General features: G+C 50.1%; 14 protein-coding genes and 2 pseudogenes. 2 read left to right on the forward strand and 14 right to left on the reverse strand.

Features of this window, described 5'->3' with window-relative positions:
- Positions 1 to 83: 83 nt before the first annotated feature.
- A complete protein-coding gene (dacB, locus tag BHV83_RS20300; RefSeq protein WP_286757951.1) occupies positions 84 to 1,541 on the forward strand; it encodes a D-alanyl-D-alanine carboxypeptidase/D-alanyl-D-alanine endopeptidase in 1,458 nt (485 codons plus the stop codon).
- Between the two features lie 54 nt (positions 1,542 to 1,595).
- On the opposite strand, the pseudogene BHV83_RS20305 reads toward dacB, so the two are convergent.
- The 14 genes and pseudogenes from BHV83_RS20305 to BHV83_RS20370 all read right to left on the reverse strand — a co-directional run bounded on the left by BHV83_RS20305 (position 1,596) and on the right by BHV83_RS20370 (position 15,531).
- Positions 1,596 to 2,268, reverse strand: a pseudogene (locus BHV83_RS20305) (LytR/AlgR family response regulator transcription factor).
- A gap of 42 nt (positions 2,269 to 2,310) precedes the next feature.
- Complete coding sequence (locus BHV83_RS20310; protein WP_374938165.1) at positions 2,311 to 3,378, reverse strand: sensor histidine kinase; 1,068 nt, start codon at positions 3,376 to 3,378, stop codon at positions 2,311 to 2,313.
- Between the two features lie 199 nt (positions 3,379 to 3,577).
- Complete coding sequence (locus BHV83_RS20315) at positions 3,578 to 4,798, reverse strand: ABC transporter permease (protein WP_005635460.1); 1,221 nt, start codon at positions 4,796 to 4,798, stop codon at positions 3,578 to 3,580.
- A gap of 108 nt (positions 4,799 to 4,906) precedes the next feature.
- Complete coding sequence (locus BHV83_RS20320) at positions 4,907 to 5,647, reverse strand: ABC transporter ATP-binding protein (RefSeq protein WP_022321753.1); 741 nt, start codon at positions 5,645 to 5,647, stop codon at positions 4,907 to 4,909.
- 45 nt (positions 5,648 to 5,692) lie between these two features.
- Positions 5,693 to 6,925 (reverse strand): efflux RND transporter periplasmic adaptor subunit, encoded by a 1,233-nt coding sequence (locus BHV83_RS20325; protein WP_055284941.1) that lies wholly within the window; start codon positions 6,923 to 6,925, stop codon positions 5,693 to 5,695.
- A 170-nt stretch (positions 6,926 to 7,095) separates the two neighbouring features.
- The gene (locus BHV83_RS20330; RefSeq protein WP_005651395.1) at positions 7,096 to 8,451 is read right to left on the reverse strand and encodes a TolC family protein; all 1,356 of its coding nucleotides are present in this window, start codon (positions 8,449 to 8,451) and stop codon (positions 7,096 to 7,098) included.
- Positions 8,452 to 8,710: 259 nt separating this feature from the next.
- Positions 8,711 to 9,262 carry a chromate transporter gene (locus tag BHV83_RS20335; RefSeq protein ID WP_005635470.1) on the reverse strand — a complete coding sequence of 184 codons (552 nt, stop codon included), beginning with the start codon at positions 9,260 to 9,262 and terminating at the stop codon, positions 8,711 to 8,713.
- Position 9,263: 1 nt separating this feature from the next.
- On the reverse strand, positions 9,264 to 9,794 hold the full coding sequence (locus BHV83_RS20340) for a chromate transporter (RefSeq protein WP_005645518.1): 531 nt from the start codon (positions 9,792 to 9,794) through the stop codon (positions 9,264 to 9,266).
- 6 nt (positions 9,795 to 9,800) lie between these two features.
- Positions 9,801 to 10,079, reverse strand: a complete 279-nt coding sequence (locus BHV83_RS20345; RefSeq protein WP_005635473.1) for a type II toxin-antitoxin system YafQ family toxin — start codon at positions 10,077 to 10,079, stop codon at positions 9,801 to 9,803.
- Positions 10,076 to 10,270: a hypothetical protein gene (locus BHV83_RS20350; RefSeq protein ID WP_227225855.1), complete on the reverse strand. Its 195-nt coding sequence runs from the start codon at positions 10,268 to 10,270 to the stop codon at positions 10,076 to 10,078. The genes BHV83_RS20345 and BHV83_RS20350 overlap by 4 nt, the downstream gene beginning before the upstream one ends.
- 74 nt (positions 10,271 to 10,344) lie before the next feature.
- Positions 10,345 to 11,937 (reverse strand): S41 family peptidase, encoded by a 1,593-nt coding sequence (locus BHV83_RS20355; RefSeq protein WP_005635477.1) that lies wholly within the window; start codon positions 11,935 to 11,937, stop codon positions 10,345 to 10,347.
- Between the two features lie 11 nt (positions 11,938 to 11,948).
- Positions 11,949 to 12,431 (reverse strand): annotated as a pseudogene (locus BHV83_RS20360) (pantetheine-phosphate adenylyltransferase).
- 22 nt (positions 12,432 to 12,453) lie between these two features.
- On the reverse strand, positions 12,454 to 14,319 hold the full coding sequence (locus tag BHV83_RS20365; protein ID WP_005635480.1) for a DNA topoisomerase IV subunit B: 1,866 nt from the start codon (positions 14,317 to 14,319) through the stop codon (positions 12,454 to 12,456).
- Positions 14,320 to 14,391: 72 nt separating this feature from the next.
- On the reverse strand, positions 14,392 to 15,531 hold the full coding sequence (locus tag BHV83_RS20370; RefSeq protein ID WP_286757955.1) for a hypothetical protein: 1,140 nt from the start codon (positions 15,529 to 15,531) through the stop codon (positions 14,392 to 14,394).
- A gap of 344 nt (positions 15,532 to 15,875) precedes the next feature.
- Between BHV83_RS20370 and BHV83_RS20375 the strand changes: the two genes are divergently transcribed.
- The coding region (locus BHV83_RS20375) for a UDP-glucose dehydrogenase family protein (protein WP_286757957.1) at positions 15,876 to 16,810 on the forward strand (935 nt) is incomplete at its 3' end.

Raw genomic sequence — 16,810 nt, forward strand, 5'->3', positions numbered from 1 at the left:
TTCTTATCTTTGCAGGCAAAGATAATGCAAACCGACTTATCTTCGCCTTTATGGCAAAGATAAAATAAAGTTGAATAGAAAGGATGATACGAAACAAAATAGTACTGCTTTGCCTGTTGCTTTGCCTTCATTTGCTTGCCGGTGCACAGACTCCCGCCCCCGTCAAATGGTTATTGCAGGCCCCTTATATGCGGGGAGCCTCTTTTTCTCTGGTAGTGAAAGATGTGCAGGAGGGAAGAACGGTCTACAGTTATGATACGGACCGGCTGCAATCGCCCGCTTCGGTGTTGAAGACGGTAGCCACGGCGACAGCGCTTGAGATATTGGGAGAAGACTATCGCTATCCGACCACGTTGGAATATGACGGAATACTGGAAAACGGCACGTTGGAGGGAAACCTCTATATAAAAGGAAGCGGTGATCCCTCCTTGGGCTCTTCGCATTTCGCACTGGGGCAGAACAAGTTTTTGTCAACCTGGATAGCTGCTTTGCAGAAAGCCGGCATCAAGCATATAACAGGATCGGTCATATCGGACGAAAGCATTTTCGACACCGAAGGCGTCTCTATTAAATGGCTCCGGGAAGATATGGGGAATTATTATGCCCCCGGAAGTTATGGTATTTCCATCTTCGACAATATGTATAAGTTATCCTTGCAGACTGGGGCTGCCGGGACGCGGCCGGTCTTGAAGGGGACAGAGCCGGATATCCCTTTTATCCGGTTTAAGAACTACCTGAAAGCCGCTCCGGTTTCTTCGGACAGCGCTTATATTATCGGTGCTCCGCTCGATGACGTGCGCTACCTGTATGGTGTCCTGCCTGCGAACCGGGAGGCGTATGTCTTGAAAGGAGATATCCCCGATCCTGCCTTATATTTGGCACGCTATCTGACGGACCAGCTTCAGCAGAAGGGAATACGGGTGGACGGGTCCCCTTCCTGCTACCGTATCGAGGTGGAGGAAAACCGGTGGAAGAAGGGAGAGAGGAAAGAGATTGTCACGACCTATTCGCCCACGCTGCGGGAGATAGCAAGCGTATGCAACCATGTCAGCCATAACCTATATGCGGATGCTTTGGTCAAAACGGTCGGATTGCAATACAAACCGCGAAGGAACGAGATGATCTCCTCGTTTGGTCGTGGTGTGCAGGTCGTGAAAGAATATTGGGAGAAGAAAGGTTTGGATGTCTTTCCGCTCCGGATGAACGACGGCAGCGGCTTGGCTCCGGCAGATAAGGTGTCGGCCGGATTTATGGGAGAGCTGTTGGTCTATATGGCGACGGAATCTGCTGTTTCGGATGCTTTCATAGCCTCTTTACCACAAGCCGGGATAGAGGGATCAGTGCGCAATTTCTTGAAAGGATCGAAGTTGCAGGGAAAAGCCCACCTGAAAAGCGGGGGCATTACGGGTGTCAGGAGCTATGCCGGCTATATCACGAAAGATGGAAAGACGTATGCGGTAGCCGTTTTCTCGAATAACTATTCTTGCCCGATGAGCCGGATGACTAGGGCTTTGGAAAAGTTGCTGTTACAACTTTTTTAATTAATTGAGAATTGGGCTACGCCGTATCATCTTAACAAAGTTAATTGTCCATTGTCAATTGAAATTGAGTGACCGTTGCGCCAGGAATTCGACAAGCCTCGGTTTGTAGTTGTCGGAGATCGGGATATATTCTTTTCCGAACACGATCCGGTTCCGTTCGATCACCTTGATCTTTTCAGGCTGTAAGCATCTCTTCCAGCGACTTCATGCTCATCAGTGAAAGGATGGGATGCGGTTCATCCTCGATAAAAATTTTGACATAGTCTTTCAGCCCTTCGATATAGAGTATTTTGCGCAGTTCGACCTGTACCTGCTTATACTCAGTCTTGATGAAGATCGACTCGATCTCTGCCGCAGGCGCTTGCATATGCTCGTACCATTGCAACGCCTTGTTGGCCGCCTTGAGGAAATCCGGGTAACTGATCGGTTTCAGCAGATAGTCGAGGGCGTTCACCTTGTAGCTGTCGAGGGCATACTGTTCGAAAGCCGTCGTAAAGATGATGCGGGTATCCGCCTCCAGTATCCGAGAAAATTCCATGCCGCTCAGTTCCGGCATCTGGATATCGAGGAAAAGCAGCTCTACCGGCTGGGCGCTCAATACGGGCAATGCCTCAAGGGCGCTGTTGAACTTTGCTGTGAGGCGGAGGAACGGAGTCTTGTTTACATAACTTTCCAGCAGACTGATGGCCAGTGGTTCGTCATCGATGATTGCACATGTTAACGTCATAATTTGTTGTATTGATGTACCGGACAAAAATATAATAAATCCTTATGCCTGCAATTCTAACAGGCAAACATATTCGTCTCCTTTTTGCCCGTACGTGAAAATATGATGCGACGGATACAGCAATTCCAACCGCCTGCTGAGATTCTGCAGCCCAATGCCGGAACCGCTCTTGTCCTGTCCGTTGTCTTTCGGGAAGTCGCTGTTGCGGATAGAGCAGACGATCCGTGTCCCTTCCTGGTGAATCTTCAAGTCGATAAACGAGGGCTTGTTGTGGCTCACCCCATGCTTGAAAGCATTCTCGATCAGGGAGATGAAAAGGAGAGGCGCCACCTGGGTTTCAGATGTGGCGGACGATATGTCGGTCGTGAGTTTCACATGTTCCGGCAGGCGTATACGCATCAGTTCCACATAGTTCCGGATGAAATCGAGTTCCTTCTCCAACGGAACCATCGGCTGGCTGCTGTCGTAGAGCACGTAGCGGAGCAGGCGGCTCAGGTCGTGTACCGCCTCCTGCGCCTTCTCCGGGCTGAAAGCGATCAAGCTGTAGATATTGTTCAGCGTGTTGAAAAGGAAATGGGGGTTCAACTGACTTTTCAGGTTCTGCAATTCCGCTTCGGCACGGCTTTTCTCCAACTCCCGGCGGGACGATTCCATCTCGTACCAACTTCCGGTCATCTTGATGGCGACGCTTAGCCCTGCCACCAGCATATACAGCATGGCGTTCACCATGAAGAAACCGACCGTCTCCTGCCATTCCCTTTCCGGCCTCGGATGTTCCCATTCGGGATGCGGGAGCAGTTCGAACATCAGATGGACGGCCCCCATCGAGGCAGCGATCAGTACGACATTGCATAGCAAGAACTTCCAGGGACGCTTGGCGAACAGGAAATGGTCGATCAGCACGAAATAGTTGGCATAGAACACCAGCATGAACGACAGCGGGACGATCATGGAGCGGACGTAGCTCAGGACCGTCACCGTCTGCGACTCGCGTCCGGTGAAGAAGAACGGCAGCCCGAAGAGGATGGCCCAGGCTGCGATATGGATCAGCTTCCCCATGCCTTTGAAGGGGGGAGCCGGTAATGTGTGCATTGTCTCTGTTGTTCCCATTTATGCAAAGATACTGTTTATTATATATCAGAGAACATCGGTCATGGAAGAGGCTCTGCGTCGAGCATGCCTAATAGCTATGAGGTATATTGCCTCGTACCTATGAGGTGAGTTGCCTCATATCTTTGAGGTACGTTGCCTCATACCTATGAGGCATGCTTGACGCAGAGCGTCTTCTTCCCTCGATGCTTCCCGCCTGCTATTCGTAACGTATTGCCTCTATCGGGTCGAGCTGTGCCGCCTTTTTGGCCGGATACCATCCGAAGAATACACCCGTGACGGTACATACGGCGAACGAGAGGACGACGCTCCAGGGCTGGATGTAGATCGGAAAGTGGGCGACTCCGTTCACGACAAGGGCCGCGCCCACTCCAAAGACTACACCTATCAAACCGCCTGTCACACTGATCAGGATGGACTCGATCAGGAACTGTGCCAGGATGTCGATGCCTTTTGCCCCGATACTCATACGGAGGCCGATCTCGCGTGTACGCTCCGTCACGCTGACGTACATGATATTCATGATCCCTATACCGCCTACGAGGAGCGAAATACCCGCCACAGCCGCCAACAGCACGGTCATCATATCCGTAGTGCTTGTCAACATCGTGCTCAACTCCTGCTGGCTACGGATGGTAAAATCATCATCGTCACTTTCCTTCAACTTATGGTTGCGGCGGAGTATTTCAGAAATCTCGTCGATGGCCTGGTCGGTGTATTCCTCCTTGAGGGCCGAACAGGTAATGCCTTGCAGATGGGTGATGGCCAGGACCTTTTTCTGAATAGTTGTGTATGGAGCTAAGATTAGGTCGTCCTGGTCCATTCCCATGCTGTTGTATCCTTTGCTTTCCAGCACGCCTACGATGCGGAAAGGTAATTTCTGAAAACGTATGACCTTGCCTACCGGGTTGCTGCCGTCGGGGAAGAGGTTATCGACGACGGTCTTGCCTACCACGCATACTTTGGCGGCTGTCTGGATGTCCTGTTCGGTGAACATGTCGCCGTCCTCGACTTTGTAGCGCCGTATCTCCAGGTAGTCGGGACTGATGCCGTAGACCGTGGTCGGGGCGTTGTTGGCGCCGTAGATCGCCTGCCCGCTGCTGTTGACGGAAGGAGAAACGGCCGAGACAAAGCGTGTTTCGTCCACAATGTCTTCGTAATCCTGTAGTTTCAGGGTTTCCATTGCGGAGGCATCCTGCCGGACACCGCCACGCACGTCGGCGCCCGGGTGTATCATGATCATGTTGGAACCCATCTCACTGATCTGAGCCTGTATGCTTCGCTTCGAGCCTTGTCCGATGGCAAGCATCGTGATCACGGAGGCCACGCCGATGATGATGCCCAGCATCGTGAGGAAGCCGCGCAATTTGTTATTGGCGAGTGCCCGGACGGCTATTTTTATTAGGTTTGTTCCGTTCATTGTTATTGTTGTTTTATAAGTGATTCTTTAAACACCTTTGCCTCCTTCCGCTTGTATCGGATGATTCCGGTATTCGCATAAAGGGCCCTCCACGGAAGGGTGGCAAGATCAATCGTCATTCTTCGGCAGCCGCGCCAACGCTTCTGCCGCGTTCAGGATATTCCGGTTGACCGTGTCGGAGGTGACATGCCCGTCGCGCAGCGTGATGTTGCGGCTGCTGTACTGGGCGATCTCCGGGTTGTGGGTCACGAATATGATGGTACGTCCCTCGGCATGCAGTTTCTGGAAAAGAACCAGTATCTCGAAGGAGGTACGGGTATCGAGATTTCCGGTCGCTTCATCGGCGAGGATGACGGCGGGGTCGTTTACCAGCGCCCGGGCGATGGCGACACGTTGCATCTGTCCTCCGGACATCTGGTTACTTTTATGCATCAGGCGGTCGCCCAGACCTACGGCAACCAGCGATTCGACTGCTTTCTTGTGTCGTTCGGCTGCACTGTAGGACGAATTGTACATCAAGGGCAGCTCCACGTTCTCGACCGCTGTCGTCTTAGGCAGCAGGTTGTAGTTCTGGAAGACGAACCCGATTTTGCGGTTGCGCAAGGTGGCGCGGGCGTTCTTACCCATCGTGCGGACCGATGTGCCGTCGAGGTAATATTCTCCGCTGGTCGGTGTATCCAGGCAACCTAACGTGTTCAGCAGGGTACTCTTTCCTGAGCCGGATGTCCCCATGATGGTGACAAATTCGCCTTCATAGATCGTGAAGGAGACGCCACGCAAGGCATGGACCGTTTCGTCTCCGACCTTGAAGTCACGCTTGATGTTTTCTAATTTGATTATCTCTTTCATATTGTTGTACTCCTTGTTTGGAGGGCAGATATATAAAGCCTGCCCCTACTTGGCACTCTTTTTGTTCTTATTGCTTCCCGGAGGACCTGGCATGAACGGGCTTCTTTCCGTTTCGGCTTCGGCTGCCGGAGTAATGGAGGAGGCTTCGAGATCGACAGCCAATTCTTCACCTTCGTTCAGGCCGTCGGTTATCTCGATCATATTTCCGCTGGTGGAACCGACGGTAACGGCTTTCGGCTTCAGCTCCTGCCCGTTCTTGATCCATACGAGACGTTTCCCGGCAGGGGCTTCCTTGCCGGCTTCGGAGACGATGTAGCCTAGTTGCGTCAACATTTGTACATCCGGTACGAAGCGGAGTGACTTGGTTGGGACTGTCAGTACGTTATCGCGTTCCAGCGTGAAGATCGTCACGTTGGCTGTCAGGCGCGGCTTCAATTTAAGGTCGGGATTATCGGCCGATATCACCACTTCGTAGGTAACGACCGTCGAGGTCGAGGTGGAAGAAGAGCTGCTGGTGCTTTCGCTGTCGCCGAGGCGGATTTGCATGACCGTACCTTCGAATACGTCGTTCGGATAGGCGTCGACGGTGAAGGATACACGTTGCCCATTTTCTACGTTACCTATGTCGGCTTCATCCACGTCGGCTATCACCTGCATCTTGGTCAGGTCTGCCGCGATGGTGAACAGGGTCGGAGTCTCGAAGCCGGCGGCCACGGTCTGTCCTTCTTCAACTGCGCGGTTGATCACGACACCGTCGATCGGGCTGGTGATCGTCGCATATTCGAGGTTGCGGTTCACTTTGACCATTGCCGCTTGGTTTTGTTCGTAGGCGGCTTTTGCTTTCTCATAGTTGTATGTGGACGTTTCATAGTCCGAGTCGCTGATCAGCTTTTTTTCGAAGAGGATCTTGTTGCGGGCGTAATTCTTCTGTTGGTACTCGAATTCGCTTTTGCTGCTTGCCAGCTGTGCCTCGGCGGATGCGAGTTCGGCTTTCAGGTTGACCTTGTCCATTTCGGCGATCAACTGCCCTGCTTTGACCACGTCGTTATAGTCTGCATACAACTTGTCGATGATACCGGACACCTGCGTGCCGACTTCGACTTCCGTTACCGGCTCGACTGTTCCGGTTGCCGTTACCGTGTTCGAAATGGAACTGCGGCCCACTTTGGCGGTTTCGAGCCGGATACCGCCTTTCGACGTTTTGTCTGTGAAGAACCAGATGCCTCCGGCCACGACCAATACGCCTACTATACCGATAATTAGTTTCTTCTTGTTCATATCTTTATCTGTTTTTATTTCTTTCTGGATGTCGATCCCTTTTGCAAGGGAGGTGTGCCAAAAGTGCCTTGTTCCTGCGTCAAGCGCGGAGATAAGGGGATTTTGACACATCCTCCGAAACAAAAAGAGAGTGAATATATTCATTAGCGGTTCACCCCTAATGCCGTGTTTCAGAATAAATTGATTTCTTCTCCTTGGTAGAAGCGCAACAAGCCTGCGTTCAGTATGGCCGTGTATTTGGCCTGGAGCGTTTCCTGTTGTGCGCTTAACAGGTTATTTTTTTCCGTGAGCAATTCTACTGTATTTTTCATGCCGACGTTGAATTGTTCGCTGACGAGAGAGTAGCTGGTTTCCGTGCTCTTCAACTTCTGTGAAGCTGCCACGTATTGCTGTTGTGCGCTGTTGGCGGCTAGCCAGAGGTTTTCGATGGTCTTGTAGAGTGTCTTCTTGTTGTCCAGCAGGTCCAGCTGGCTAGTCTGCTTTTGCAGCTTGGCCTTGTTGATGGAACTTTTCGTCTGCCGCTTGTCGAAGATGGGGATGCTGAGGGTCAGTCCCAGCGAGTTGTTCCAGTTCTGCTTGACCTGTTCGCTGAAGCTGAAGTCGCTGCCGTTGGCATTCGTGCTTCCGATGCCTGCGCTGAGGTTTAAGGTCGGGAGATATCCTGCACGTGCCATCTTGATGCTCAGGTCCGAGCTCTCCACGTTCAGCTTTCCTGCTTCTATTTCGGGACGCAGGCTGAGGGCGGTGTTGTAGACATCGTCTTTTTCGGGAAGCGGGATCAGGACGTTGCTGTCGCTCAGTTGCGGCAGGTAGAGGTCCATTTCGATGTCCCCGTCCAGTTCGAGAAGCTGTTTCAATTGCAACTTATAATCCTGCAGGGTAGCCTGGGATGTCACCAACTGGTAGTTGTCGCTGCTTACCTGCGCTTCCAGTTGGGCGAGGTCGCTTGAGGCGATACTGCCGACGTTGAACAATTCCTGTCCCCGTTCAAACTCTTTCCGGCTTACTTCAAGTGTCGATTCGTTTACTTTGACAGCTTCGGCCGAGTAGAGGATCTGTACATACAGTTGGGTGATACTTTCCTCGATCGAGTTTTCGCTTTCGTCCACATTCAGTTCGGCGATGCGGTTGTTCAGCTTCTGTTGTTTGACGGTGTTCACCCGTTTGCTGCCGTTATACACGGTCCAGTTGGCGTCGATGCCGTAGCTGCCGTTGTACGAGGTTTTGCTTTCGCTTGTCGTGATGTTATCGCCGCTGATGATGGTGCCTCTTGCACTGTTCGGGCGGTTGACGACGCGCTGGCTGATGTTCCCGCTCAAGGAAGGCAGGAAATCCGCCTTGGCTGTCTTTACGTCTTCTTGGGTACTCTCGGCGCTGATGCGATTCCGCTGGATGGTGATGTTATGCTCCAGTGCATAATCGATGCAATCGCGAAGCGTCCATTGTTTGGGTGTGTCTTCCTCCGCATTCATCCCGGTGGGCAGGAGAAGCAGGCAGGAGAGGAGTAGGGAAGAAATCTGTTTCATGATGCTTTCGTTTTGTAACCTGACAATCTTTTTACCTTTTTACGAAAGCAAAACTACAACAGGATGAAAGCCTGCACAATCAGATTAGAAAAAGAGGTGCGTTTCCTCGACAAAGAAGGACTTTCTATCGATGAAAGCCTGACTTGAAATAAGGGTGTTTATCCATAGAAAGTCCTGAATATTGATTGTGGAAGTCCAGGTTTTTTACTCTGAAGGTCCTGACTTCTTGTTACGAAAGTCCTGACTTTTGCGGTAAAATTTACCAATAGAGAACTATCCCGGCGATTCCTGCCAGGATAATCATCAGGATCGGGTTGATCTTGAACTTCCAGGTGAGGATGAACGCAGCCCCGAAGATCAGGAAACTTTTATAGTCGATGAAGTTCTCGCTATTCATCAATAGCAAAGCCGCTGCCGCAATCAGGCCGACCGTAGCCGGACGGAGGCCGTAGAACGCGGCTGCTACATATTTGTTGTTCCTGAATTTGGCAAAGGCGTATGAGATGGCCAGCACTAACAGGAAAGAGGGCAGGCAGACGGCAAATGTCGTCAGGCAGGAGCCTAATACGGCCATCGCGGGCGAATAGCCGGCATTGTGGATGGCTGTATATCCGATGTAGGTGGCGCTGTTGATCCCGATCGGCCCGGGGGTCATCTGCGAGATGGCGACGATATCCGTAAATTCCTGTGACGAAATCCATCCGTAGCGGTCCACCACGTCTGCCTGTATCAGGGAGAGCATCGCATAGCCGCCACCGAAACCGAATATCCCGATTTTCAGATATACATAGAATAATTGCAACCAGATCATATCAGTCTTTCTTTATTTTCAGTCCGTAAACAAGTCCTCCTATGATAGCCGCCAGAATAATCCACACAGGAGACAACCCTCCTTGCCAGATCAGCAGTGCGGCAGCGATAGGGATAATCAGCTCTTTGTAACTCATCTTGATCGAACGTGCTGTTGTCAGGCAAGGCACGGCAATCAGGGCGACGACCGCCGGACGCAATCCTTTGAACGCCTTCTCTACCCATATGTTGTCCTGCACGTGTGTAAAGAACAGCGCGATAGCCAGAATGATGAAGAAGGAGGGAAGGATGCTTCCCAAAGCGCAAACAATACCACCTGGCACTTTTTTCAGTTTATATCCTACAAAAATAGAGATGTTCACGGCGAAAATGCCGGGCAAGGACTGGGCTACGGAGAAGAGGTCGATAAAATCTTCCTTCGAAAGCCATCCTTTATCTACCACTTCCCGCTGTATCAGGGGCAGCATCGCATATCCTCCCCCGATAGTGAAAGTCCCTATTTTGACGAATGTCAGAAAAAGTGTCCAGTACATAATCCTTTAGAATAAATCTGAATGTGTTCCGGTTGAGGTTAATATCAAAATGAGTTCATCATCGTTTTGCTCCCATATTAATAACCAATCGCCTTTAATATGGCATTCCCAATAGTTAGCATAATTACCACTTAGTTTGTGGGCACGATATTGTTTTGGTAATGTCCCGTTCAATTTGAGTTGCTCTATTACAGTATAGAGGAGGCTAAGTTTTAGTCCCCTCTTCTTACATATTTCCAAGTCCTTTTCAAATCGTTTAGTGATTAGGATCGTGTATGAACTCATAATCCCATCATTTGTTTTAATTCATCCGTAGAAACTTCGCGAACACGCCCGGCTTTGATATCGGCAATGCCTTCATCAAGACTTTTCTGAGTTTTTGTGTGTTTGGTTGTCAGAGTCCATCCGAATTTCTTCGCTATTGTCTTAATGAAAGACAATTCCGAATCCGGCAAAGTAAGTTCTATCGTTTTCATCGTTGTGTCCATCTTTTGTGTTCCTTTCTTTTCGTTGATGAATACAAATATAGGAAGTATTATCGATAATAGGTTTACCGTCCCAATTCTTTTTTGTACCGCTGTTCGTCGTTGATGAGGCGCAAGGCTTCCTGGAAGCTTTCGTTGTCGTCGTTGATGACCTGGAAGTATTCGGCCATATCATACAGGTCGCGTGCGATAAGCGCCTTGATTTGGAGCATGATGAGCGGCTTGGAACGGTTGTATTGCTCTTCGTTGAACTCGATCTTGTCGTCTTTAGCCAGTGTGACCAGTTCTTGCATTATGTCGTCTGTCACGTTGAAGTTCTGCTTGTATTGGGCGAACTTCGGATATTTCTTGTTCAGTTCGGCACGATGACGGTCCAAATAATTCATGGCGATGCGGTTCACCAGGCCGGCAGCCACGACGCTGCGGTGATAATCCGTGTAGCGCGAGGTGTCGACCGGGATAAAGACATCCGGCATGATACCGCCGCCGCCATAGACGATGCGTTTCGTCTCCAGCGTATTGTACTTCATCGAATCGGGGAAATGGATGCTGTCCGCACTCATCAGTTCGCCCCGGTTGTAGCGGTCGATCAAGTCATGGTTGTATTGCTCCTGGTTGCCGTTGACATACGGTTTCTGGATAGAACGGCCTGTAGGCGTATAATAGCGGGCAACCGTCAGGCGGATCATTGAGCCGTCAGGCATCGGGATCGGTTTCTGTACCAGCCCTTTTCCAAACGTACGGCGGCCTACGACCACGCCACGGTCCCAATCCTGCACCGCACCGGAAAGGATTTCACTGGCGGATGCGGATGTTTCGTCTACCAGCACAACCAAACGTCCTTCTTCAAACCCTCCGCGGGCCGAAGACTTGGCTTCCTCGCGCGGTTGTTTGTTTCCTTCGGTATAAACGATCAGCTTGTCCTTGCCTAAGAACTCGTCGGCCAGGTCGATCGCGATATTCAGATATCCCCCGCCGTTCCCCTGCAAGTCGAGGATCAGGTTCTTCATTCCCTGTTTTTTCAGTTTTTCCAGTGCTTCCCGGAATTCGTCGGCCGACGAAGCGGCAAAGCGGTTCAGCTTGATGTATCCGGTAGCCTTATCCGCCATGTAAGCGGCATCCAGGCTGTATACCGGAATCTTTCCACGTGTGATCTTGAACTCGATCAGGTCGGGCACTCCGCCGCGCAGGACCTTTACCCGCACTTCCGTATTCTTCGGACCGCGCAGGCGTTTCATCACATCCGTATTCTTCATCTTGACGCCGGCAATCAGCGTGTCGTCCACCATGATGATGCGGTCGCCAGCCATCAGGCCGACCTTTTCCGAAGGCCCGCCGGGAATTACCTGGATCACGTATAAAGTATCCGTCAGCATATTGAACTGGATACCGATCCCGTCGAAGTTACCTTGCAACGGTTCCGTCATCTCTTTCGTCTCTTCCGGGTCCGTATAGGTAGAGTGAGGGTCCAGCTTTTCCAGCATGCCGACGATGGCGTCCTCCACCAACTTCGTTTCGCTTGTAGAGTCTACATATAGGTTGGAGATGGCATACAGGGCCAACTGGAGCTTGCGGGCATCTATGTTGTTACCGCGCTGTGCCGACATCGAGGCGGCAAACACACTCAATATAAGGAGTGGAAGTAAAATTCGTTTCATTGTTTTATTTTTTAATAAAGGTTTGTCCCTTTCGGCACAAACTGGGAAATATCTTTGCCGTAACGCAGCAACTCCCGCACGATGCTGGAGCTGATATGCGTATGTTCCGGTTCCGTAAAAAGAATAAATGTCTCAATCCCGCTCAGCTTGCGGTTCACATCGGCTATGCTCTTTTCATATTCGAAATCGTTCACCGTACGAATACCGCGCTACGACATGACCCGTACGCGCGGTTCGTCCTTGTAGAGCTCTTGGATCGCCTCCAGCCGTTTCTCCAGTGAGAAATAGGTTCGCTTCGTGTCGTTGATACCGATCGAAATGATGATCTCGTCCACCAGTTCGAGTCCTCGGCTTACCAGCGATTCGTGCCCGATCGTGAAAGGATCGAACGTTCCGGGGAAAAGAGCGATCCTTTTTAATGGACAACTGGCAATTGACAATTGACAATTATCGGTCGATTCCTGTCCCTCCCCTGTTTTTATCGTATTATCCATATTCTCAATTTATTGTCAATTATCAATTGATAACGTCTTCTTCTACAACTAAGTTATCTATGATAAAGTTCTGTCGTTCCATCGTATTCTTGCCCATATAGAACTCCAGCATATCTTTCACAAGGTCCTCTTTCTTCATGGTTACCGGGTCCAGGCGGATATCCTTTCCGATAAAATGCTTGAACTCATCCGGTGAGATCTCTCCCAAACCTTTGAACCGGGTGATCTCGGCGTTTTTTCCGGCGGCAGCGATTGCGTTCACACGCTCTTCTTCGCTGTAGCAATACCAGGTCTTCTGCTTGTTGCGTACACGGAACAGTGGTGTTTGCAGGATATAGACATGGTTCCGCTTGATCAGATCCGGGAAAAACTGGAGGAAGAAGGTGATCAGCAGTAGGCGGATATGCATACCGTCCACATCGGCATCGGTCGCAATGATCACCTTATTGTAACGTAAGCCTTCCAATCCATCCTCTATGTTCAATGCAGCCTGTAGCAAATTGAATTCTTCGTTTTCGTATACGATCTTCTTCGTCAGTCCGAAACTGTTTAACGGTTTGCCGCGAAGGCTGAATACCGCTTGCAGGTTCGGATCGCGGCTTTTCGTAATAGAACCGCTTGCCGAGTCTCCCTCGGTAATGAAGATGCAGCTGTCTTCCAGATTGTCGCCTTTCGTGTCGTTTAGGTGAATACGGCAGTCGCGCAGTTTCTTGTTGTGCAGGTTCGCCTTCTTTGCCCGTTCGCGGGCCAGCTTGGTCACACCGGCAATCGCTTTGCGTTCTTTTTCCGATTCCTGGATCTTACGCAGCAGGGCGTCCGATGTCTCTGCGTTCTTGTGCAGGTAGTTGTCCAATTCCTTCTTGATGAAGTCCCCGACAAACTTGCCGACCGAAGGTCCGTCCGGCCCCATGTCTTTCGAGCCTAACTTGGTCTTTGTCTGGCTTTCGAACACCGGTTCTTCCACCTTGATGCTGATGGCTGCCACCACGCCGGCGCGAATGTCCGAGTATTCGAAGTTCTTGTTGTAATATTCCTTTATGACACGTCCCAACGCTTCGCGGAAGGCGGAAAGGTGCGTACCTCCCTGTGTTGTATGTTGCCCGTTGACGAACGAGTAATATTCTTCTCCGTACTGGTTACTGTGGGTAATGACCACTTCTATGTCTTCTCCCTTCAGGTGGACGATCGGATATAAAGGCTCTGTCGTCATGTTCTCGTTCAGCAGGTCCACAAGTCCGTTGCGTGAATGGAACTTCTTGCCGTTGAAGACAATCGTCAGTCCGGAGTTGAGGAACACGTAATTCTTCAGCAGACTCTCGATATATTCGTCTTTATACTGATAATCCTTGAATATCTCTTTGTCCGGGATGAAATAGGTGAGCGTCCCGTTTGCCTCCTCCGTCGGGCAGATCGGGGCTTCCTCCGTGATGACTGCCTTGTTGTATTCTACCCGCTTGCATTCGCCGTCCCGGTAACTGGTGATCAGGAAATAGCTGCTCAACGCATTTACGGCTTTGATTCCGACTCCATTCAATCCGACTGACTTTTTGAAAGCCTTGCTATCGTACTTTGCTCCGGTATTCATCTTGCTGGAGACATCGACTACCTTGCCCAGCGGAACGCCGCGGCCATAGTCGCGTACGGAGACGGTGCCTTCTTCGACGGTCACTTCTATGGTTTTACCGTAACCCATCATATATTCGTCGATGGAGTTATCCAGCACCTCTTTCAGCAATACATAAATACCGTCATCGGCATAACTACCGTCTCCTAATTTCCCGATATACATACCGGGACGGCGACGGATATGTTCCATCCAGTCAAGCGTCTTGATATCGTCATCGTTGTACGCTGTCGGCTGTTGCATTGTTGAATTTAGTTCGTCCATTTTGAAAATTGAAAATTGAAAGTTGAAAATTGAAAGACTGGGAATAAAAGAATAAAGAATCACTTTCCCCTTTCAACTCTTCCCTTTCAACTGTTTAATGTATGCTCTTCTTGTCTTGTGATGCTCGCGTTTGAAGTAATCCCACTGTGCCTGTACGGCATTGTTCGTTTCCAGTTCCGGATTGCTTTCCGCATAAATAGCTCCGACACTCTTGTAAACAGGTATCAGGTCGTTGAACAGCAATGCGTTCACGCCTTTGCTCTGATATTCCGGCAAGACACCCGTCAGGTAGAGGTCGATCACTTTCGGCTTGCTCTTCAAAGCCTTCAGCAGATAAATCCAACCGAACGGGAAAAGATGCCCTTTCGCTTTCTGCATAGCCTTGGACAGGTTGGGAAGCGAGATTCCGAAACCGACCACTTCGTCGTCTTCCTCACGGACGATAAGCGTCACCAGGTCGTAGCGAAGCATCGGAATGTACATATTGATGTAGTAGTCGATCTGCTTTTGAGTCAGACGTGCGAAGCCGTATAACGGCGCGTACGACTCGTTCAATGTCCGGAACACCTTCTGCGCGTACGGCATGATCGATTTCGCGTTCTTAAACTTCATAACCTTCAGTCCGTATTTCTTCTTTACGATCTCGCCGATACGCAGATGTTTTTCCGGTACTCCGTCCGGTATATAGATTTTGAACTCATGCCAGTCCTGGTCTTTTGTATATCCCATACGTTCCATTTGTTTCGGATAGTAAGGATAATTATAGATGGTCGCCATCGTCCCGATCTGGTCGAATCCCTCTATCAGCATTCCTTCGTGATCCATATCGGTAAATCCCATCGGCCCTTGCAGCGCCTCCATGCCTTGTCCTACCGCCCATTTTTCTACAGCACCGAACAGGGCATCCACCACTTCGGCATCGTCAATGAAGTCTACGAACCCGAAACGTGCATATTTCTGGTTCCATGTCTCGTTGCTCCGGCGGTTGATCATTCCTGCGATGCGTCCCACAACCTTTCCGTCTTTGTATGCTAAAAAGTAGATCGCATCACACACTTCGAACGCCGGATTCTTCTTTTTATCCAACGTCACCACCTCTTCTTCGATCAGGCCGGGCACATGATACGGGTTGCCTTTATATAATTCGATATTGAACTTTACGAACTTTTTGAGTTCCTTCTTACTGGTAACTTCTTTAATTACTACGCTCATCGGTCATTTAGTTTGAACGGCAAATTTACACAATTAATTCATTTCTAGTGCCGGTTGGCAAGAAGAAAATGTTTTCTCTCCTTGAGTCCATAAAATTTTTGGCGTCTATTTTGCATCGGAATTGAAACGGATCGTAATGGTTTTGTCGATGGAATGAAAGAGATTGTGCTTTTATCTCTGTATTGTCCTTTTGTACAAATAACTCGATTTTAAGGTGTGTAATGATTCCAATTTCTTATCTTTGTGGCGTTTTCGTTGTTCCTTGTGTGGGAGTGACGGACCTTTGTGTATCCGAAACTTTATTTGGAAACACTTAATCGTAACTTTTATTTGATTATAAAATCATGAAAATAGCTATCGTCGGGACAGGTTATGTGGGGCTTGTCACCGGTACTTGTTTTGCAGAAATGGGAACCGAAGTTTTCTGCGTCGACGTAAATGCCGAAAAGATCACAAACCTGAAACAAGGTATCATCCCTATCTACGAACCCGGCCTTGAAGAGATGGTTCATCGCAACCAGCAAGCCGGCCGTCTCCATTTCACAACCGATTTGACAGAATGCCTGAACGAGGTCGAAGTCCTCTTCTGCGCCGTAGGTACTCCGCCCGACGAAGACGGTAGTGCCGACCTGAAGTATGTGCTCGAAGTAGCCCGTACCGTCGGTCGCAACATGACCAAACATCTCCTTGTCGTGACGAAGAGCACCGTTCCGGTAGGCACGGCCCGTAAAGTCCGTGAGACGATCCAGGAAGAACTGGATAAACGGGGTTTGCCGCTTGAGTTCGATGTTGCTTCGAATCCTGAATTTCTGAAAGAAGGTGCGGCCATCAAGGACTTTATGAGTCCGGATCGTGTGGTCGTCGGTGTCGAATCCGAACGTGCAAAGGAGTTGATGACCCGCTTGTACCGTCCGTTCCTGTTGAACAACTTCCGTGTGATTTTCATGGATGTACCATCCGCCGAGATGACGAAATATGCGGCCAATGCCATGCTGGCTACCCGTATCAGCTTTATGAACGATGTGGCGAACCTCTGCGAGATTGTCGGTGCCGATGTGAATATGGTGCGTAAGGGGATCGGCTCGGATGCCCGTATCGGCAACCGTTTCCTGTATGCCGGTATCGGCTATGGAGGTTCCTGTTTCCCAAAAGATATAAAAGCGTTGATCAAAACAGCCAAGTCGAACGGTTACCGGATGCGTATCCTAGAAGCGGTCGAGGCGGTCAACGAAGAGCAGAAATCCATCTTGTTCCGCAAGTTGGACGATTATTTCAAGGG

The organism is Parabacteroides sp. merdae-related_45_40 (assembly GCF_001915675.1).